The 19920-nt window shown below is 72.2% G+C and carries 15 protein-coding genes; 7 read left to right on the forward strand and 8 right to left on the reverse strand.

Annotation, left to right across the window (positions count from 1 at the left end):
- Positions 1–25: 25 nt before the first annotated feature.
- From CFK41_RS02180 to CFK41_RS02205, 6 genes are all read right to left on the reverse strand, one after another.
- The gene (locus CFK41_RS02180) at positions 26–1138 is read right to left on the reverse strand and encodes an ABC transporter permease (protein ID WP_096798195.1); all 1113 of its coding nucleotides are present in this window, start codon (positions 1136–1138) and stop codon (positions 26–28) included.
- Complete coding sequence (locus CFK41_RS02185; RefSeq protein ID WP_096798196.1) at positions 1138–2106, reverse strand: ABC transporter ATP-binding protein; 969 nt, start codon at positions 2104–2106, stop codon at positions 1138–1140. The genes CFK41_RS02180 and CFK41_RS02185 overlap by 1 nt, the downstream gene beginning before the upstream one ends.
- Positions 2107–2297: 191 nt before the next feature.
- Positions 2298–3653: an ABC transporter substrate-binding protein gene (locus tag CFK41_RS02190; protein WP_096798197.1), complete on the reverse strand. Its 1356-nt coding sequence runs from the start codon at positions 3651–3653 to the stop codon at positions 2298–2300.
- A gap of 202 nt (positions 3654–3855) precedes the next feature.
- Positions 3856–4749 carry a carbohydrate ABC transporter permease gene (locus CFK41_RS02195; protein ID WP_096798198.1) on the reverse strand — a complete coding sequence of 298 codons (894 nt, stop codon included), beginning with the start codon at positions 4747–4749 and terminating at the stop codon, positions 3856–3858.
- Between the two features lie 11 nt (positions 4750–4760).
- The gene (locus CFK41_RS02200) at positions 4761–5624 is read right to left on the reverse strand and encodes a carbohydrate ABC transporter permease (protein ID WP_096798199.1); all 864 of its coding nucleotides are present in this window, start codon (positions 5622–5624) and stop codon (positions 4761–4763) included.
- Positions 5625–5705: 81 nt separating this feature from the next.
- On the reverse strand, positions 5706–6548 hold the full coding sequence (locus tag CFK41_RS02205; RefSeq protein ID WP_096798200.1) for a helix-turn-helix transcriptional regulator: 843 nt from the start codon (positions 6546–6548) through the stop codon (positions 5706–5708).
- 265 nt (positions 6549–6813) lie between these two features.
- Here CFK41_RS02205 and CFK41_RS02210 point away from each other — a divergent pair, with 265 nt between their 5' ends.
- Both CFK41_RS02210 and CFK41_RS02215 read left to right on the forward strand, forming a co-directional pair.
- Positions 6814–7755, forward strand: coding sequence for an SDR family oxidoreductase (locus CFK41_RS02210; protein WP_096798201.1), 942 nt, complete (start codon positions 6814–6816; stop codon positions 7753–7755).
- 58 nt (positions 7756–7813) lie between these two features.
- Positions 7814–10177 carry an NAD(+) synthase gene (locus tag CFK41_RS02215; protein WP_096798202.1) on the forward strand — a complete coding sequence of 788 codons (2364 nt, stop codon included), beginning with the start codon at positions 7814–7816 and terminating at the stop codon, positions 10175–10177.
- Positions 10178–10369: 192 nt separating this feature from the next.
- On the opposite strand, the gene CFK41_RS02220 is transcribed toward CFK41_RS02215, so the two are convergent.
- Entirely contained in the window at positions 10370–11332 is a 963-nt protein-coding gene (locus CFK41_RS02220; RefSeq protein WP_151904638.1) for a hypothetical protein, read from the reverse strand.
- 767 nt (positions 11333–12099) lie between these two features.
- Here CFK41_RS02220 and CFK41_RS02225 point away from each other — a divergent pair.
- From CFK41_RS02225 to CFK41_RS02245, 5 genes are all read left to right on the forward strand, one after another.
- A complete protein-coding gene (locus CFK41_RS02225) occupies positions 12100–13467 on the forward strand; it encodes an aspartate kinase (RefSeq protein ID WP_096798204.1) in 1368 nt (455 codons plus the stop codon).
- Positions 13468–13511: 44 nt separating this feature from the next.
- A complete protein-coding gene (locus tag CFK41_RS02230; protein ID WP_169928870.1) occupies positions 13512–14582 on the forward strand; it encodes an aspartate-semialdehyde dehydrogenase in 1071 nt (356 codons plus the stop codon).
- A 19-nt stretch (positions 14583–14601) separates the two neighbouring features.
- Positions 14602–15438: a TetR/AcrR family transcriptional regulator gene (locus tag CFK41_RS02235; protein WP_096798206.1), complete on the forward strand. Its 837-nt coding sequence runs from the start codon at positions 14602–14604 to the stop codon at positions 15436–15438.
- A 97-nt stretch (positions 15439–15535) separates the two neighbouring features.
- Positions 15536–16183, forward strand: coding sequence for a PRC-barrel domain-containing protein (locus tag CFK41_RS17680; RefSeq protein WP_151904639.1), 648 nt, complete (start codon positions 15536–15538; stop codon positions 16181–16183).
- On the forward strand, positions 16180–17463 hold the full coding sequence (locus CFK41_RS02245) for a glycosyltransferase family 4 protein (protein ID WP_096798207.1): 1284 nt from the start codon (positions 16180–16182) through the stop codon (positions 17461–17463). The genes CFK41_RS17680 and CFK41_RS02245 overlap by 4 nt, the downstream gene beginning before the upstream one ends.
- A gap of 10 nt (positions 17464–17473) precedes the next feature.
- Here CFK41_RS02245 and CFK41_RS02250 read toward each other — a convergent pair whose 3' ends face one another.
- The gene (locus CFK41_RS02250; protein ID WP_227873173.1) at positions 17474–19765 is read right to left on the reverse strand and encodes a potassium transporter Kup; all 2292 of its coding nucleotides are present in this window, start codon (positions 19763–19765) and stop codon (positions 17474–17476) included.
- Between the last annotated feature and the right edge of the window lie 155 nt (positions 19766–19920).

The raw sequence follows: 19920 nt of genomic DNA on the forward strand, positions 1-19920 counted from the left end.
CGTCGGCCGCCCGCACCTCGGGGCCTCAGGCGATGCGGGTCCCCGCGCCGAGGCGTCGGATCGGCACCGCAAGCCGCCTCACCGTGACCGATGTGGCGAGGACCGCGGCGAGCAGCCACAGCGTCAGGCCCATCGGCCAGACGGGCCGGTTCGGCACCTCGCCGAGGTCCGTGGGATATCCGGGCTGGCCCGGCTCGCAGTAGTTGCTGTTCGCCGGATGGGTGATGGAGGACGCGGCCCGGACGCCTGCCGAGATCACTCGCAGCGCGTCGACGTTGCCGTCCTCCTCCTCGCCCCAGTCGGTCGGCGACATCGGCGGAGAGGTCTCGGCCAGCATCACCACCGGGTTCCCCCACAGCAGCGGCATCGTCAGATCAATGCGGGGCACGTCCTGGGTCCCGGTCTCTGGCTCGCAGCGCCCGGACTCGTAGTCCGTGTAGTACTGAGTGACCTCCCGCTCCTGCTGCAGGAAGACGGCGGTGGAGCCCCAGGCGATGGGCAGCACCGCAGTCACCCCGAACACGATGATGTAGGCCAGCACCACCGAGCCCAGCTGCCGCTGGGTCAGCGCGGACAGGCCTAGCCCGACCGCCGTCACGCACAGCGTGATCAGCACGATCATCATCACGGCCCGCAGGAAGTACAGCGGTCCGATGCCGCCCAGGAGGGCGATCGGCACCACCGAGGGCAGGGCCAGGACCAGGAAGGCGAGCCCGGTGAGGAAGCCGGCCAGCAGCTTGCCGAGCGTGATCTCGAGCGGGCTGAGCAGGCTCGCCTGCAGCGTCGCGAGCGTCCCCGCGCTCCGGTCGCCGTTGATCGACCCGGCCGTGAGCGCCGGCACCACCAGCAGCATCGCGAACAGCACCAGGATGATCTGGAGGCTGAACACCATCGCGGCGACCTGCTCGATCCCGTCCCACTGCGAGGTGTACAGCGTGGGCGCGAGCCCCAGCACGCCGATCCCCAGCAGCACCACGGTCCACACGCCGAGCCCCACGTACCAGCGCACCGAGCGCACCCGCTGGCGCAGCTCGAGCGAGGTCACCAGCCACAGCCCGCGGGGGCGCAGCGAGAGGGTGCCGTTCCGGCCGCGGCCGCGGACGGCGGTGGACTGCGGGGTCGAGGGCGGGGTGCTCATCACAGGGCTCCTTCGCGGTGGGCGGCGTCCGAGGCGAGGTAGGCGGCCTCGAGCCGCCCGGTGGCCGGGCCGAATCCGATGACCTGGGCGTCGGCGGCGGTGAGATCCGAGAGCAGCCGGGAGGCGGTCGCCTCGTCCGGGAGCTGCACGATGACCTCGGCGTGGCCCGAGCTGGTGCGCTGCGGATCGAGCACCTCGCCGTGGCGCACCCCGAGCCTCTCCAGCGCCTCCTGCAGCCGCTGATGGTGCAGGGAGGCGATCCGCCAGGGTCGCGGCCGCGCGGCGAGATCGCGGATGCTCGACGCGTCCACGGCCCGCCCGGCGTCCATGAACACGACATGATCGGCCATCTCCTCGAGCTCGGAGAGGATGTGGCTCGAGATCAGCACGGTCGTGCCCTCGGCGGCGAGCGAGCGCACCACGTGCAGCAGCCGCCTCCGCGAGGCGGGGTCCAGACCGGAGGCGGGCTCGTCGAGGATCAGCACCGACGGGGCGTGGATCAGCGCCCGGGCCAGGCCCAGCCGCTGCTTCTGCCCGCGGGAGAGCACATGCGCGGGCTGCTGGGCGAGGGAGGCCAGGTCCATCAGCTGCAGCAGCTCGTCGACCCGCTGGCGGGCTTGTGCCGTCGGCAGGAAGTAGGCGCGGCCCATCACCTCGAGCACCTCGGAGACCCGCAGCGAGTCCCAGGCCCCGAACTGGTCCGGCATCCAGCCGACGCTCGCGCGCACGGCGGCGGAATCCACCGCAGGGTCCACCCCGCCCACGAGCACCCGGCCGGAGTCCGGGGCCAGCAGCGAGGCCAGCATCAGCATGAGCGTGGACTTGCCGCAGCCGTTGGGGCCCACCAGCGCGGTCACCGCCCCTCGCGGCGCGGAGAAGCTCAGGTCGTGCACGGCTTGGACGCTGCCGAAGGCGCGGCTGACGTGCTCGACGACGATGCCGTCCGGCGGAGGAGTGCTCTGGCTCATGTGCTCAGCGTGGCATGCGCTCACCAGGAGCGGGAGCGATTTCGGGGTACGAAACGGGCACGGTCCGGGGAGGAGTCGTGAGGGAGCGGTGGAGGCGGCCGGCGCGCAGCGCCGGTGCGGCGAACAGGGGCGATCAGGGACGCCATTCCCCCGTGTCTGTCACTGCCGCGCGGGGAGGTGCCGCGCCGGGCTCAGCCGGCCATGGCGGCGTTGCCCTCCTCCTGCGCCTGCGGGATGCCCTTCTCCGCGGTGAGGCGGCCGATGAAGACCTCCTGGAAGACGGGGATCGCGGCGGTGAGCCCGTCGTTCGCGCGGGCGCCGGTGTCCGCCTCGGCGGCGTTCTTCGCCGCGTCCACGAAGACGCTGACGTCCACGCCCTTCTTCTCCCAGAAGGCGAGGAAGGCCTCCTGCGCCTCCACGTGACCGGGGAAGGAGACGCCCTTCTCGGCCAGGGGCAGCTGCCCCTCCTTCGACCCCAGCCAGGTCAGCAGCTCCTTGATGCCGGGCTGCTGGTCGTCGTCGGCCTTCGCGTTGCCCACCGCGACCACGCCGTGGACCAGGGACTTCGGGCCCTCCGGGCCGGAGACCGGTGCCGCCAGCGCCCACTCGAAGGAGTCGGCCACGCCGTCGGAGACCGGCAGCAGGTTGTAGGGGCCGGACTGGAACAGGGCGAGCTTGCCCTGGGTGAACAGGTCGCGGGTGAAGTCGCCGTTCTCGTTGGTGTCCGCGGCGCTCGGGGCGATGTTCTGGACGTTGATGAGGTCCGCCATGTACTGGAAGGCCTCGATGCCCTCGGGGGAGGCGAAGACGTACTTGTCGTCCTTCTGCCACTCGGCGCCGTTGGCGGCCAGCATCGGGCCGATGATCGCCTGGCGGTCGGCCTGGGAGTTGATGCCGAACTGCTCGCGGGAGTCGACCTCGAAGCCGTCCTCGCCCGGGTGCTTGCCGGCGCCGTCGAGGGTCAGGGCGGCCCCGGCCTCGCGCAGGGTGTCCGAGTCCGCTCTCGGGTCGAAGGCGAGGGTCGACGGGTCCACGCCCGCCTCCTCGACCAGGGCCTTGTTGTAGAACAGGGCGATCGAGTCCCAGATCTGGGGCACGCCCCAGAGGCCGCCGTCGCGCGTGTAGAGGTCCACCACGGACTTCTCCCACTGCGCGGCGCCGTCGGGGACCACCTCGTTGATGTCCAGCAGCGCCTCGGAGTCCTTCAGCTGGATGTAGTTCGCGGAGTTCATCCAGTACACGTCCGCCGCGTCACCGCTGGCGACGTCGAGCGGCAGGCGGGTCCAGTAGTCGGCCCACGGCACCACGTCGATCGTGACGTTCCAGCCGGTCTTCTCGGTGAAGGCGGTGAACGACTCCTCGTAGGCGGCCACGGCGTTCTCGTCCCAGAGGCGGAAGGTCAGCGAGCCCTTGTCACCCCCCGTGCTGCCGCCGGCGTCGCTGCCGCCGGAGCCGCCGGAGGTGTCCGACGAGGGCGAGCAGGCCGCAGCGGTGCCGAGCAGGCCGGCCGCGGCGAAGGAGGAGAGGAGGGTACGGCGGTTCAGCACGGTGATGTCCTTCCGGGAGCACGAGTCCTCCCAGTATCGTCCGTCGGCCGAGGTTCCGGGGCGCCATATGACCTCCGGTGACACCGCGCCCTCACCCCCGGGCCCACGCCCCGTCGTGAGAGTGACAGACCTGGGGGAATGGCTGGCCCGTTCGCCCGTGTTCGTGACTCCGGCTGGGCTGGGTGGGGCTGGTCCGGGCCGCTCAGCGCAGGGTCGCGTCGCCCACCGAGCGGGTGATCTGCTTCTGGAAGACCACCATGAGCAGCACCAGCGGCAGCATCGCGAGCGTGGTCCCCGCCATCACCAGGGTCCAGTTGTTGTTGTACTGCGACTGCAGCGCCGAGGTCGCGACCGTGATGACCCGCCATTCGGGGCCGGAGGTGATCACCATCGGCCACATGAAGTTGTTCCAGTGCGTCACCACGGTGATCAGCACCAGGGTGACGATGATCGGCCGGTTCAGCGGCACCACCAGGTGCCACAGCAGGCGCAGGGTGCCGGCGCCGTCGATCCGCATCGCATCCATCAGCTCGCCGGGCACGCCGCGGAAGTTCTCCCGCAGCAGGAAGATCGCGTACGGGGAGCCGAGCACGAAGGGGAGGATCAGCGCCCAGAACGTGTTGCGCAGCCCCACCTCGCTCATCATCAGGTACAGCGGCACCACCACGACCACCTGCGGCACCATCAGCGTCGCGATGTACACCCAGAACAGCAGGTCACGGCCGGGGAAGCGGAGCTGTGCGAAGGCATAGGCGGCGAGCACCGAGAACACCATCTGACCCACCAGGATCACCGCGACCATCTGCACGGTCACCACCACCGGGGTCACGAAGCCGTCCGGCCCGGCCTCCGGGGAGAACAGGGCCAGGAAGCTGTCCAGCACCGGCGGCGCGGGGACGGACAGCGGGCCCTGCTGGGCGAACTGCTGCGTGGAGGTGAAGGCCGTCATCACCGAGACCAGGAACGGACCCAGGGTGAGCACGGCCGCGACGGCCAGCACCAGGTAGGTCGCGGCGTGGGCAAGGAGGCGCCGGGCCAGGAGCGGCCCGGTCAGCGGGCGGCGACGGCGCGGGGGAGCCGGATTCTCGGTGGTCATCTCGTCTCCTCTCAGCTCAGGTCGTAGGTGATGCGGCGGGAGAACCAGCGCTGCTGCGCCAGCGTGATCACCACCAGCAGGAGGAACAGGATCACGGCGACGGCGCTCGCCCGGCCCAGGCGGCTGCTCACGAACGCCTCGTGGTAGATCAGCGAGGCGATCACCTCGGTGCGGTGCTGGGGCCCGCCGCCGGTGAGGGCGAAGACCATGTCGAACACCTGGAAGCTCGCCACCACCTGGGTGACCGCGAGGAAGAAGGTGGTGGGGCGCAGCAGCGGGATCGTCATGTAGAGCATCGACTGCCACGGGGCGGCGCCGTCGATCCGCGCCGCCTCGTAGATCGAGCCGGGGATCCGGGTCAGCCCCGCCTGGAAGAACAGCGAGATGTAGCCGACGTTCTGCCAGATCGCCACGAACGCCACCGCGGGCAGCGCCAGCGACGGATCGGTGAGCCACTCGACGCGCACGCCCAGGATCTGGTTCAGGGCGCCGACGGAGGGCTGGAAGATCCACTTCCACACCACGCCCAGAGCCAGCGGCGCGCACACCCACGGGATCACCACGATGACCCGCACGATCGCCGATCCCGGCAGGGCCCGCACCAGCTGGGTCGCGAGCATCAGGCCCAGCGCCAGCGAGAGCGGCACGGAGATCAGCGTGAACAGCGCGGTGACCAGCAGCGAGTTCAGCAGCGCCCCGTCGGACAGCAGCCCCTGATAGTTCTCCAGGCCGATGAACTGCCGCGAGCCCAGCAGGTCCCAGCGGAACAGGGAGACCACGAACGCGAGGACGACGGGCAGGATCAGGAAGGCCGCGACGCCGATCAGGCTGGGGGCGACGAGCAGCCACCCCAGCAGGGGGCGACGGGAGTTCATGCCGCTCCCTCCGGGGGACGGGTCGCGAAGGCATCCATCGGATCAACCTATAGCAGGTCGGGGCCCTTCCCGACGCGTCTGTCAGAGGGTGGCCGGTGCCCCGAGCATCGAGAGCAGCTGCAGCTTCTCGTGGCTCTCGCTGCCGGGCCGGGCGGTGTAGACCAGCAGCGCCTGCGAGCTGCCGGGATCGTGCAGCGACTGGCAGTCCAGCTCGAGCGGACCCACCTCGGGGTGGAGGAAGTGCTTCACCTCCCGCGGCCGCAGCCCCACCTCCTGCCGCGCCCACAGCTCGCGGAACTCCTCGCTGCGGGCGGTGAGATCCTCGGCCAGGTGCGCGGCGCGGGAGCTCGGACCGCGGCGGGTCGCGACCTCGCGCAGCCCAGAGGCCCACAGCCGGGACAGGAACCCGTGATCGGCGGGATCGTAGAGGTCGCGCGCGCCGGGATCGGTGAACCAGCGGTACCCGATGGCGCGGGAGGGGCCGGTGAGGGCGGTGAGGTCGCCGGTCAGGGCGATGCCGGGCGGGGTCTGGCGGAGGGTCTCGCCGAGCTCCGTGATGATCTCCGCCGGGGTGTCCTGCAGACGGTCCAGGATCCGCATCAGGCCGGGGCCGATGTGCTCGCCGCCGCCCTCGCGCTCGGGCGGGCGGTGACCGGCCAGCAGGAACAGATGGTCGCGCTCGTCGCGGGTGAGGTGGAGGCCCTGCGCGATCGAGACCAGCATCTGCTCGGAGGGCTGCGGGCCGCGCCGCTGCTCGAGCCGGGAGAGGTAGTCGGCGGACATGTGGCACAGCGCCGCGAGCTCCTCGCGGCGCAGACCGCTGGTGCGTCGTCGGCCGCCGCGCGGGAGGCCGACGTCCTCCGGCTGGAGCGCCTCGCGGCGTCCGCGCAGGAAGACGGCCAGACCGTCCCGGTCGATGCTCATCGGATCCCCCTCCGTGTCGGCGCCTGAAGGCCGGTCGCTGCGGGCTGGTCGCTGCGGGCCGCATCCGGCGGCCCGGCCGCCGTGGCGGGGCCCGTCGGGCGAGATGTCTCCGCCCGGTCCTCTTTCTAGTCCGACGGCGGCGCGCAGGCAACGGTCTGCGCCGCCGCAGCGTAGGAGCATCTATCCCTGGATGCGGCACGTCGGGCGCTTCAGGCTGGATCCCGTTCACCCCGACCACCCCGTCGGCCCGACCCGAGGAGCCCCCATGGCCCGCACCGCCCCCGATCTCGCCCTTCCCGATCTCACCGGCCGCCGTGCCGTCGTCACCGGCGCCTCCGACGGCATCGGCGTGGTCATCGCCCGCCGCCTCGCCGCCGCCGGGGCGGAGGTGATCCTGCCGGTGCGGAACCCCGCCAAGGGTGAGCGCGCGGCCGACGGGATCCGCGCCGCGGTGCCCGGAGCGCAGGTGTCGCTGCGTGCGCTGGACCTCGCCTCGCTCGCCTCCGTCGGCGCCCTGGCCGCGACCCTCCAGGACGAGGGCGTGCCGATCCACCACCTCATCGCGAACGCCGGCGTGATGACCCCGCCCGAGCGGCGCACCACCGAGGACGGCTTCGAGCTGCAGCTGGGTGCGAACCACCTCGGTCACGCCGCGCTGGTCGCCGCGCTGATGCCGCTGCTGCGCGATGCGGGGGCGACCGTCGCCTGGCAGATCAGCATCGCGGCCGCCCGGGGCGGGATCCACTGGGAGGACCCCCAGCACGAGCGCTCCTACGACCCGATGCGCGCCTACAGCCAGTCGAAGATCGCGCTCGGCCTGCTCGGGCTCGAGCTCGACCGCCGCAGCCGGGCCGGCGGCTGGGGCGTGCGCAGCGGCCTGGCCCATCCCGGCGTCGCCCCCACCAATCTGCTGGCCGCCCAGCCCACGCTCGGCCGGTCGGCGGAGACCCCGTCCCGCCGGATCATCGGCGCGCTCTCGCGGCGCGGGATCCTCGTCGGCACCCCGGAGAGCGCGGCGCTGCCCGCACTGCTCGCCGCCACGTCCCCCGAGACCGCCGGGGGCCGGCTCCACGGGCCGACGGGCCCCGGCCATGTGGGCGGCGGCCCCGGGCCGCAGACGCTCTACCGATCGCTGCGCAGCGCCGACGAGGCGCGTCGCGTGTGGGAGTGGACGCAGGAGCTGACGGGCGTGCCCTTCCCCCGGTGAGCCCCGCTGAGCGGCGCGACGGGGCCCTGCGAGGGGGTGCCTGGATTACGCTCGTTCCATGAGCACCGCGTCGCAGCCCGCCTCCCCGAAGCCCACCGGTCAGGGGCCCGCGCAGCCCTCCGAGGTCGAGCGCGCCCACGCCCTCGAGCGGGCCCTTCCCACGATCACCCACGAGGACCCCTCGGACCCCCACGCCTCGATCTACGACCACGGCTTCCTGCGCGCCGCCGCGGTGACGCTGCCGGTCGCGCTCGCCGATCCGGCGACCAACGCCGAGCGGCACCTCGAGGTGCTGAGGGACCTGCATGAGCAGCAGGTGGGGCTCGCGGTCTTCCCCGAGCTGTCGCTGACCGGCTACTCGCTCGATGACCTGGTCATGCAGGAGCCGCTGCTGGACGCGGCCGAGCAGGCGGTGCTGACAGTCCTCGAGGCGAGCGAGGACCTGATGCCGATCATCGTGCTCGGTGCGCCGCTGCGGGCGAAGGACCGCTCGCGGATCTTCAACTGCGCCGTGGTGATCCATCGCGGGCAGATCCTCGGCATCTCCCCGAAGCAGAACCTCCCCACCTACCGCGAGTTCTACGAGCGCCGCTGGTTCGCGCCCGGTGACGACGCCTGCGACGAGTCCGTGGTGCTCGGCGGCCAGTTCGCGGACCTCACACCGCACGGCATCATCACGGTCGACGACGTGCCCGGGCTGAAGCTCTACGTCGAGATCTGCGAGGACATGTGGGTCCCGATCCCGCCCTCGGCCGAGGCCGCGCTCGCCGGGGCGACGGTGATCGTGAACCTCTCCGGATCGCCGATCACCATCGGCCGGGCCGAGGACCGCAAGCTCCTCGCCCGCTCCTCCTCCGCCCGCACCCAGAGCGCCTACGTCTACGCCGCCGCCGGCGAGGGGGAGTCCACCACCGACCTCGCCTGGGACGGCCAGACCTTCGTGTACGAGTGCGGTGACCTGCTGGGGGAGACGGAGCGCTTCCCGCAGGGGCCGCGCGCCACCATCGCCGACATCGACCTGGACCGGCTCGTCGCCGAGCGCCGCCGCCAGAACACCTTCGACGACAACCGCCGCACCCACGAGACCTCGCTCGAGAAGTTCCAGACCTGGGGCGAGACCTCGCTCTTCGGGCCCTGGGACGCGACGGACTTCTGGGACGAGCAGGGGGAGCACGACGAGGACGAGGTCGAGGACGAGGAGATGCTCGCCCCGATCCTGCTCGGCCGGCGCCGCGGCGCGGCTCAGGCCCGCCACGACGCCCACGCCGCCGAGACCGGCGAGGAGCTGCCCGCGCTGCGCACACCGCCGCCCACCGGCCCGCTGCGCCGCAAGCTCGACCGCTTCCCCTTCGTGCCCGACGACCCCGCGCGTCTCGCCCAGGACTGCTACGAGGCGTTCTCCATCCAGGTGGCCGGGCTCGTGCGTCGCCTCAGCGCGATCGGCGGGGACAAGCCGGGCGGCGCCCGCCCGGTGCTGGGCGTCTCCGGCGGCCTCGACTCCACCCACGCCCTGCTGGTGTGCGCGCGGGCGATGGACCTGCTGGGTCGCGACCGCTCCGAGATCCTCACCTACACGATGCCGGGCTTCGCGACCACGGAGCACACCCGCTCCAACGCCGAGCTGCTCTCCACCGCGATCGGCGCCAGCTTCGAGACCCTCGACATCCGCCCCGCGGCCACCCAGATGCTGAAGGACATGCACCACCCCTTCGGCGACGGCGAGGAGGTCTACGACGTCACCTTCGAGAACGTCCAGGCCGGGCTGCGCTACGACTACCTCTTCCGCCTCGCCAACCACCTCGGCGGGATCGTGGTGGGCACCGGCGACCTCTCCGAGCTGGCGCTGGGCTGGTGCACCTACGGCGTGGGCGACCACATGTCCCACTACGGCGTGAACGCCGGGGTCCCGAAGACCCTCATCCAGCACCTGATCCGCTGGGTGATCGCCGAGGGGCTCTTCGGGGACGACGCGACCGGCGTGCTCCAGGCGGTGCTCGACACCGAGATCACCCCCGAGCTGATCCCCACCCGCGAGGGGGAGAAGGCGCAGTCCACCGAGGACTCCATCGGCCCCTACGCCCTGCACGACTTCTTCCTCTACCACCTGCTACGCCGCGGCGACGGCCCCGCGAAGACCGCCTACCTCGCCCACCAGGCCTGGGGCGATGTCGAGGCGGGGGAGTGGCCGGCCGGCTACCTCGAGGCGGACAAGCGCTCCTTCACCCGCGGCGAGATCAAGCACTGGCTGACCGTGTTCACGAAGCGCTTCTTCTCCAACCAGTTCAAGCGCTCCGCCCTGCCCAACGCCCCGAAGGTGCTGGCCGGCGGCTCGCTCTCGCCGCGCGGCGACTGGCGCATGCCCTCGGACGCGGCGTCGCGGGCCTGGCTCGCCGAGATCGATGCCGAGGTCCCCGGGGACTGAGCTCGGGGCGGCGGACCCGGGCGTGAGGGTGACGAACCGGGGCCTACGGCGACCTCTATCGCCCCTGTTCGTGACAACCGCGGGCCGGACCCAGGTGGGCTCGGGCGTGAGGGTGGCGAACCGGGGCCTACGGCGACCTCTATCGCCCCTGTTCGTGACAACCTCCAGGATCTCGTGCCCCCGGGGACCGTCTCAGGCGGCGGAGGCCTCGGGGCGCCAGCCTTGTCGTCTCAGCGCCTCCGCGATGCGCCGCACCCCTCGTCGGCACTGGTGGCGAAGGTCGGCGGCGACGGTCTGGAGCTCGACCCAGCCCTGTTCCTCACGACTCTCGCGACGCCGGATGTCCTTGTCCTGCTGCTTCTTCGTGAGGTGGCTCGGGCCTTCGTGCTCGACGCACAGCCTCCAGTCGGGCCACGCGAGGTCGGGCTCGCCGAGATCGACGCCGTTCTCGCGGATGCGCACATTGAGCACTGGAGCCGGGAGTCCGGCGCGCATGGTGGCCAGGCGCAGGGCGGTCTCCGCCGGTGAATCGCTGCCCACTCGCACGAGATCGAGCGCCTCGCGGAGCCGAGGCCCGCCCGGGCTTCGAAACTCGTGGACGGCTGCGGTGAGCTGTGCCGGAGTCGCATGCGGGGCGGTCCTTCCGGCCTCCGCCCAGGGGCGAGGGATGCGCACCAGGTGGTCACCGATTGCCACGAGGTCGTCGAGGGAGAGCTCCCGGGCGAGATCGAGCCAGGTGCGGATCCTCCCGGTGACGCGGAGGTCGCTGATCGTGTCGATGTCGGAGTCGGGCAGCCGCTGCCGGGTCCAGAGCAGGATCGAGGTGTCGCGGTGCACGACGCCGTTCCCCGTCAGCTGGACCGGAGTGACCTTCGGACCGTCGAGCCACTCCTGTGACGAGGCGGGCAGCGGGAACTCCCAGTACCGGGCCGCGCTGAGGCCCCGCGCCACCGCTCCTGGGACGGAGCGGGTCAGTGCGGTCAGCAGATCCGCCTCGGTGAGATCGACGTCGTCGCGGGCGTAGATGCCGTAGCCCAGCCGGCGCAGATCCTTCGAACGCAGCCGGTCGATGCTCACCCCGGCCTTCTTCGCCTCCGCGATCGTGAACACCGCGTGCGGCAACGAGGGAGGGAGCGGAGCAGGTCGGCGAGGCATGACGTCATCGTGGGGGAAAGACGCGACGAGGACCCTCGATCATCCACAGTGCCGTGGTCCTGGCGCCGGTGGCCTCTCCTCCACAAGGGCGAGGCCGCCAGCGCCTCGCCGGCGTGGGTGAAGGAGCGCTCTGCGTCATCGTGCGCGTCCCGTTCGGAGTCACAGACGTGGGCGATTGGGCGCCGGATAGCCCAATGTTCGTGACTCCGGTGCCGGGGAGAGCGCTGGCGAGGACGCCAGGTGGCGGTTTCGAGGCGTGAGAGTGACAGATGTGGGCGAATGAGCGCCGGATGGCCCCCTGTTCGTGACTCCGGGCGCGGGAGCGGGACACGATCTCCTCCCCGGCGGCCCCGCGGAGGGTACGCCGCTGCCGCGCCCGCCGCGATCGCGGCGCGCCCGAGCCCGTGTTGTGCTGGTCACGCCCTCGCGGCGCGCTGACCTGGGAGCTTGTCTCGCATGCCGAGGCCGCTGGGGCCAGGACCAGGCATTTTCGTAGACTGGCTGCCGTGCCTGCGCGTCACCCTCGGGTCCGGCTCGGATCCGACGAGGGCCGCCGCGCCGGGCGTGAGCACGCACGACCATCCGGTCCGTCGGCACGTCACGACGCCGCCTCGGCGGCGGCGCGGTCTGCCCCGGCGGCGCCGAGGCCCTCACCACCCGGTGCGGCCCGCATCATCCGCAGGACCGGCTCCACCCGACACGACCCGCACGACCCGCAGCGCCCCGCACGATCCCGCACCGTCCTCGACAGTCAAAGGAACCCGCACATGAGCCTGGTCGTCCAGAAATTCGGAGGATCCTCCGTCGCTGACGCCGACTCCATCAAGCGCGTCGCGAAGCGCATCTCCCTGTACGCGAAGGCCGGCCATAAGGTGGTCGTCGTGGTCTCCGCGATGGGCGACACCACCGACGAGCTGATCGACCTCGCCGAGCAGGTGAGCGACAACCCGCCGGCCCGCGAGCTGGACATGCTGGTCACCGCGGGCGAGCGGATCTCGATGGCGGTGCTCTCCATGGCGCTGAACGATGCGGGCGTCGACGCCCGGGCCTACACCGGTTCGCAGGCGGGCCTGATCACCGACGAGGTGCACGGCAGGGCGCACATCCTGCGCGTGACCCCGGGGCGCATCGAGGAGGCGCTGGAGAGCGGCTCCGTCGCGATCGTGGCGGGCTTCCAGGGCGTCTCGCAGGCCACGAAGGACATCACCACCCTGGGTCGCGGCGGCTCGGACACCACCGCGGTCGCGCTCGCCGCCGCGCTGGAGGCCGACGTCTGCGAGATCTACTCCGACGTGGACGGCGTGTTCACCGCCGACCCGCGGATCGCCCCCGCCGCTCGTCGGGTGCCGCTGATCTCCAGCGAGGAGATGCTGGAGATGGCCGCGAACGGCTCGAAGATCCTGATGGCGCGCAGCGTCGAGTACGCACGCCGCTACGACGTGCCGCTGCACGTGCGCTCCTCGTACTCGGGCCGAGTGGGGACCATCGTCGCCGACGACCCCGAGCGCGAGATCCCGCTGGACCCTGACGTCACCCTCCGCACCGCGGACGTCGTGCGACGCGACGCCGCCGACCCGAGCAAGGAGCTCCCCATGGACGACATCGCAGCACCGGGCCTCGAGGCGCCGATCATCTCGGGCGTGGCCCACGACCGGAGCGAAGGCAAGATCACCGTGGTCGAGGTGCCGGACCTCCCCGGCCGCGCCGCACTCCTGTTCGACGTGGTCGCCGCGACCGGCGCGAACATCGACATGATCGTGCAGAACTCCTCGACCGTGGACGACACGGTCGCGATCTCGCTGACCCTCCCGGAGGACGACGCCCCGGCGGCGCTGAAGGCCATCGAGGACGCCCGCGCGGAGATCGGCTATACCGAGGTCCGCTACGACGACCAGATCGGCAAGGTCAGCATCGTCGGCGCCGGGATGCGCTCGCATCCGGGCGTCTCGGCGCTGCTGTTCCGCTCCCTCGGCGAGGCCGGCATCAACATCGACATGATCTCCACCTCGGAGATCCGCATCTCCGTCGTCACCGAGCAGGCTCGGCTCGACGACGCGGTGCGCGTGATCCACACGGCGTTCGGCCTCGACGCCGAGCAGACCGAGGCCGTGGTCTACGGAGGGACCGGACGATGAGCACCGACCAGAGCGATCCGATCTTCCCGCCCGTCGAGGTGGACATGAGCCGCACGCCGGGTTACTCGGCCGACGGGCCCGTCATCGGCGTGGTCGGCGCCACAGGCCAGGTGGGTCGTGTGATGCTGACCCTTCTCGCCGACCGGGCGGTCAGCCACTCCGCCATCAGGGTGTTCGCCTCGGCCCGCAGTGCGGGCACGACCGTCCAGTACGCCGGACTCCCGCTGACGGTGGAGGACGCGGAGACCGCGGATCTGACCTCCGAGGGGCGGCGCGTGGACATCGCGATCTTCTCCGCCGGGGGCTCGACCTCCAAGGCTCTCGCCCCGCGCTTCGCCGAGGCGGGCGCGACCGTCGTGGACAACTCCTCGGCCTGGCGCCGGGACGACGAGGTGCCGCTGGTGGTCTCCGAGGTGAACCCGGAGAAGCTCGCGAACCTGCCCCGCGGCATCATCGCGAACCCGAACTGCACCACGATGGCGGCGATGCCCGCCCTGAAGGTCCTCCACGACGAGGCGGGCCTGGCCCGGCTGAAGGTCGCCACCTACCAGGCCGTCTCCGGCTCCGGCGTCGCCGGGGTCGCTGAACTGGCTGGTCAGGTGCGCAATGGAGTGGACGACGTCGAGAAGCTCGCGATCGACGGAGCGGCCGTGGACCTCGGCACTCCCGAGGTCTACGCCAAGCCGATCGCCTACAACGTGGTCGCCCTGGCCGGGAGCCTCGTGGACGACGGCTCGGGGGAGACCGACGAGGAGCAGAAGCTCCGGAACGAGTCGCGCAAGATCCTGGGCCTGCCGAATCTGCCGGTCGCGGGCACCTGCGTGCGCGTGCCGGTGATGAGCGGCCACTCCCTGGTGATCCATGCCGAGTTCGATCGGGCGCTCAGCCCGGAGCGCGCCCAGGAGCTGCTCGAGGGAGCGCCCGGGGTCGAGATCGTCGACGTGCCCAACCCGCTCGAGGCCGCGGGCCGGGACGGAACGTTCGTGGGCCGGATTCGCAAGGACCAGTCGGTCCCGGACGGCAAGGGGCTGGTCCTCTTCGTTGTTGCGGATAATCTGCGCAAGGGCGCCGCCCTCAACGCGATCCAGATCGCGGAGCTGATCGCTCAGAACTGACCGGTGAAGGAGAACTCCGATGACACTCGATGCTGCCAGCGCACCCCATGGACCGGGAACGGGCCCCACGCCGCTGTCATCGTTGTTCTCCGATCGGGTCGGCGAGGAGCTCTCCGATGGTGGTGCCGTGGCGGCGGGCGTGGACCCGCTGGCCCAGGTGCTGCGCACGCTGGACGGGATCTCCGCGACGGAGCTCGCGGCCAGCCCGGGCGGCAGGGCGCTGATCGACACCTCGCTGGGCGGCCCGCCGGAGGATGAGGGCACGGCCGACCAGTCGGCGGCCTCCACCCGTCGCGAGGAGATCCTGGACTCCGCCTCGGCGCTGTTCGCCGAGCGCGGCTATCACGGCTCCAGCCTGCGGGACATCTCCCGGCGGGTGGGCATCTCGCATCCGGGGATGCTGCATCACTTCTCCTCCAAGGGGGCGCTGCTGAACGCGGTCATCGACCGCCTCGAGGCGCATGCGCAGGGCCTGCTGGACTCCGTCGAGGTGCTGCAGACCTCGCCGCAGTCGCTGATCGCCGCGCTCACGGGGCCCTGGGACCCGCGCCAGCACTCCATGGCGCTGCTGGCCACGCTCTCCGCCGAGGTGGTGAACCCGGATCATCCGGGGCGGTTCCGCATCGCGCGGCTCCGGCTCGTGCACGAGTACGTGCTCGAGCAGGTGCTGACGGGACTGGCGGAGAACGATTGCCTGGTCCCGAAGGCGGATCCGAAGTTCCTGGCCAGGACCCTGTTCTCGCTGCTGATGAGCCTGACGGTGCGCGAGCGCACGGTGCGTGAGCTGCAGAAGACGGCCGACGGCGACCCTGCGGCCGACGTGCGGGCGTTCGTGGAGCAGCTCATCTCGGAGTGAGCCCGAAGTGAGCCCGGCGGGGGCCCTGGACTTCTTGTCCCCCGGGCGCGAACCGGTCGGTAGACTCGGGCGTTGTGATCGCCTGCGGAGAGCCCCGATGAGCCCCGGCGCGATGCCCGAGGTCGAGGGCGGCGCCGAGGGGTCTTCGCGATCCGTCGGCACCTCCGGGGCAGGTCCCCGCGATGCCGCGTTCGTGGAGCGCCGACGGCGCCTGCTGGCCCTGGCCGGGCTGACGGTCCACGGCAGCGACGGTCGGACCGTGGGCCGGGTGCGGGACATCTATCTCGAGGACGCCACCGGCGAGCTGGCGGCGATCACCGTGATGCCCCGGCAGCTCAGCGCCCGCAGCGTGCTGATCCCCGCCGCGGCGATCGCCTCGCTTCCCGAGGTGCCTCCCGTCGAACCGGCCGACGACTCCTCGGCGAGCGTGATCCCCTCGAGCGAAGCCCCCGTCGCCCCGGCCGAGGCCTCCGTCGTCCCGTCCGGCACCGAGGACTCCGGCCGCCCGGCGGCCCCCGCCGTCGTGCCCACCGGGCGGACGGCACCGGCTCCCACGGATGCCGCTCCGCGCTCCGCCGACGACCACGACGCCGACCACGACGACGACCACGCGGTCCACCTCCTCGTCGACACCCGCACGGCGAAGGCCGGCACCAGCCCGCCGCAGACCCTGCACGTCACGCCCCAGGACCTGCACGAGGCGTCGGCCGCACTCCACCTCACCGAGCGGTCCGATCGCGGATGAGACTGCTCCTCCTGACCCACTACTACGGCCCGGAGTTCGGGGCTCCCCAGCGGCGTTGGTCGGCGCTCATCGAGCGGTTCATCGCCGCCGGGCACCGGGTCACGGTCGCCGCACCGGTGCCGCACTATCCGGCCGGTCGCCCCACCGCCGAGCAGCGGCGGCATCACCGCATGGGAGCGGTCGAGAAGGGGCTCCACGGCGAGACCGTGCTGCGCACCGCCTATCTCCCGCATCAGGCGGACATCGCCTCCCGCACCGCGGACCATCTCGTCGCGGCGCTCGACGCGATGCGCCGCCTGCGCCGTCGCTTCGCCCGTCCGGGGACCCGTCCCGACGTCATCGTGGCCACCGCCCCGGCGATCCCCACCCTGATGGTGGGGCGCGCGCTGTCCGTGCTGTGGGGCGTCCCGCTGGTGGTGGAGATGCGCGATGCCTGGCCGGATCTGGTCACCCATGTCGGCCCGGCCGGCGCGCTGACGCCCGAGGCCGTGCTCGCGCGCCGCAGCGCACCGCGACGGGCCCTGTCCTGGGCGGTGGCGGTCGCGAAGGAGCGGGTGCACCAGCAGGTCACGACCTGGCAGAGCGGTGCCCGTGCCGTGGTCACCACCACCGGTCGCTTCGCGGACGTGCTGAGCGAGCGCGGGGTGCTGGACGTGCAGGTGGTGCGCAACGGCACCGACCTCGCGATGGTGACCCGTCAGCGCGATCACGCGTCGGGCGACCATCGCGAGCTGCGCTGCCTGTATCTGGGCAACATGGGGCGCTCCCAGGGCCTGGGCACCGTGGTCCGCGCCGCCGCCGCTCTGCGGCGCGAGGGCGTGAACGTGCACGTGAGGATGGTGGGGCACGGGATCGCGGCGTCCGCCCTGGCGGCGCTGGCCCAGGAGCTGGACGCCCCGGTGGAGGTGATCCCGCGGATCCCGCACCGCGAGGTCGGAGCCCAGTACGCCTGGGCGGACACGGTCATCGTCTCGCTGCGCGACTGGGAGCCGTTCTCCTGGACCGTGCCCTCGAAGCTCTACGAGATCCTCGCGACCGGCCGGCACATCACCGCGCTCCTCGCGGGGGAGGCGGCCGACGTGGTCCGGGACGCGCAGGCCGGGGACGTGCTCCCGCCCGAGGACGAGGAGGCGCTCATCGCGCTGTGGCGCGAGCTCGCCGCGGACCGCTCCCGGGCGGCGGTGCGCGCGAGCGGCCGCGACTGGGTGGCCGAGCACGCCGATGACGACGTCCTCGCCCGCCGCTACCTGGAGATCCTCCGCAGCGTCACGCAGGGCTGACGCCCCGCCCTCACAGCTCCGTCTCGGCTCCCATCACCAGGGTGCGGCTGGAGGGGAGGTTCAGCACCAGCGTGCGCTGGGCCGAGGCACGGCTCAGCTGACGGAACAGCGCCCGCTGCCAGCGCGGCATCCCGCCGGCCTGGGCGGCCGAGCCGCCGCCCGGCGCCGGCTCGAGACGCAGCGTGGAGAGCACGTAGATCGCGTCCTCGAGGTCCAGGTCGAGCTCGGGGATGTAGGACGGGCAGTCGGCGGAGCAGTCGCCCTCGTGCCGGCCGTGCCGCTCCACGGCGTCGCGCAGCGCGGCGGGGACGTCCTGCGAGTCGTGGAAGCCCACCTCGTAGGTGATCTGCACGAGGGAGCCCGGCCCGCTGCTCAGCACGTTCACGTGCACCCGGTCGTCGCGGTGCACATGCGGGACACCGCGGTGCTGGAGGGTCAGGATCACCACGTGCTCGTGGAGGACGTGGTGCATCTCCACCCCGGTGCGCAGGGCGATCGGCACGGTGTCCGGCTCGGGATGGGGATAGACGGCCAGGCCCGGCACGCGCGGGACGCTGCGCGCGGGGCCGGCCACGAAGTCGGCGAGCGGGCCCTCCATCGACCGACGTCGGTCGGCCATCAGCCGGGCTCCGCGCCGCCAGGTGAGCATGATGGTGGTCAGGACCGCGGCGATCAGCAGCGGCAGCCAGCCGCCGTCGGGGATCTTCACCAGGTTCGCGGCCAGCAGCAGCAGCTCGAGCCCGCCCACTATCACCGCGAGCGTCACCACCTGCCAGGTGGGCCGGCGCAGGATCCGGTGGGCGTAGAGCAGGAACAGCGCCAGGACCAGGATGATCGTCGCCGTGACCGCGAGGCCGTAGGCGGCGGCGAGGGCCGAGGAGCGCTGGAAGACCAGCACCAGGGTGACCACGCCCAGGAACAGCAGCAGGTTCACGCTGCCCACGTAGATCTGCCCGCCGTGCTCGGAGGAGGTCTGGGTGACCTTCAGCTTGGGCAGCAGGGTGAGGCGCGTGGCCTGGCGCGACACGGAGAACGCCCCGGAGATCACGGCCTGGGAGGCGATGACGGTGGCCATCGCCGCGAGCACCACCAGCGGGATCCGCAGCCCCTCGGGGACCATCGAGAAGAAGGGGTTCGCGACCGCGCGCGGGTCGGCGAGGATCAGCGCGCCCTGGCCGAAGTAGTTCAGCAGCAGCGAGGGCAGCACCAGGCAGACCCAGGCCAGGGCGATGGGGCGGTGTCCGAAGTGGCCCATGTCCGCATACAGCGCCTCGGCGCCGGTGATGGTCAGCACCACCGCGCCCATCGCGATGAAGGCGATCAGCGGCCGGTCGATCATGAAGGCGACGGCGTAGTGCGGGGACAGGGCGCGCAGGATCGTGGGATGCGCCAGCACGTGCGGCAGCCCCATCGCGGCGAGCGTCAGGAACCACACCGCCATCACCACGCCGAAGGAGCCGCCGATCCGGCCGGTGCCCCAGCGCTGCACCGCGAACAGAACGGTGAGCACCACCAGGGCGCCGGGCACGATCACGGCGTTGGGGACCGCGCCGGTGACCTCGATGCCCTCGAAGGCGGAGAGCACGGAGATCGCAGGGGTGATCAGCGAGTCGCCGAAGAACAGGGAGGCGCCGACCACGCCGAGCACGAGCGCGACCGCCGCCTCCCGCGGGCCCACCGCGGGGCCGAGCTTGCGCAGGACCAGGGCGGTGAGGGCGAGGATCCCGCCCTCGCCCTGGTTGTGGGCGCGCATGATCAGGCCGATGTAGCTGACGGTGACGATGGTGATCAGGCACCAGGTGACCATCGAGATCACGCCGAGCACATCGGACTCGGTGGGGGCGACGGCGTTGTGGTGGGAGCTGAAGACCGTCTGCAGCGAGTACAGGGGGCTGGTGCCGATGTCGCCGAACACCACGCCGAGCGCGCCGAGCATCAGCAGCGGCAGCGGCTTGCGGGCGCGCGGCACGCCATGGAGGTCCAGGTGGCGGTGCGGATGGGCGTGGTCGTGCGGCGGGTGCACGGTGCGGGCCGACGGAGCGGGCGCCGGTGACGCCGCAGAGGGCGCGACGGCGGCGGGGTCGGCCGACGAGGACGCGTCCAGCGGTGCCGCGTCGGCGGGGCCGTCGGCCGACGGGGGTGCGTCGGCCGGGCCCGTGGTCGGCGGGGGAGCCGACGTCGCGGACGGGGGGACCGCGGGGGAGGGGGTCGACGGCGAGGGGTCGTCGGCCGGGAGGGGCTGCTCGGAAAGGGGGATGTGAGGCTCGTCGGAGCGGGGCGAGCGCGAGATGTCCTCGGGCACGACCCAGATACTGCCACCGTTCCGCGCGGATGCAACGTCCGGCGAGGTGCTGGATTCGTGGCGTGCGCGACATCGGCGGGACGGCGGACCGTCGCCGTCGGCCGGAGCGGACCAGCGGCGGCGGCCGGAGCGGACCAGCGGCGGCGGCCGGAACG

Origin of the sequence: Brachybacterium ginsengisoli, from assembly GCF_002407065.1 — a bacterium.
GTDB classification, from domain to species: domain Bacteria; phylum Actinomycetota; class Actinomycetes; order Actinomycetales; family Dermabacteraceae; genus Brachybacterium; species Brachybacterium ginsengisoli.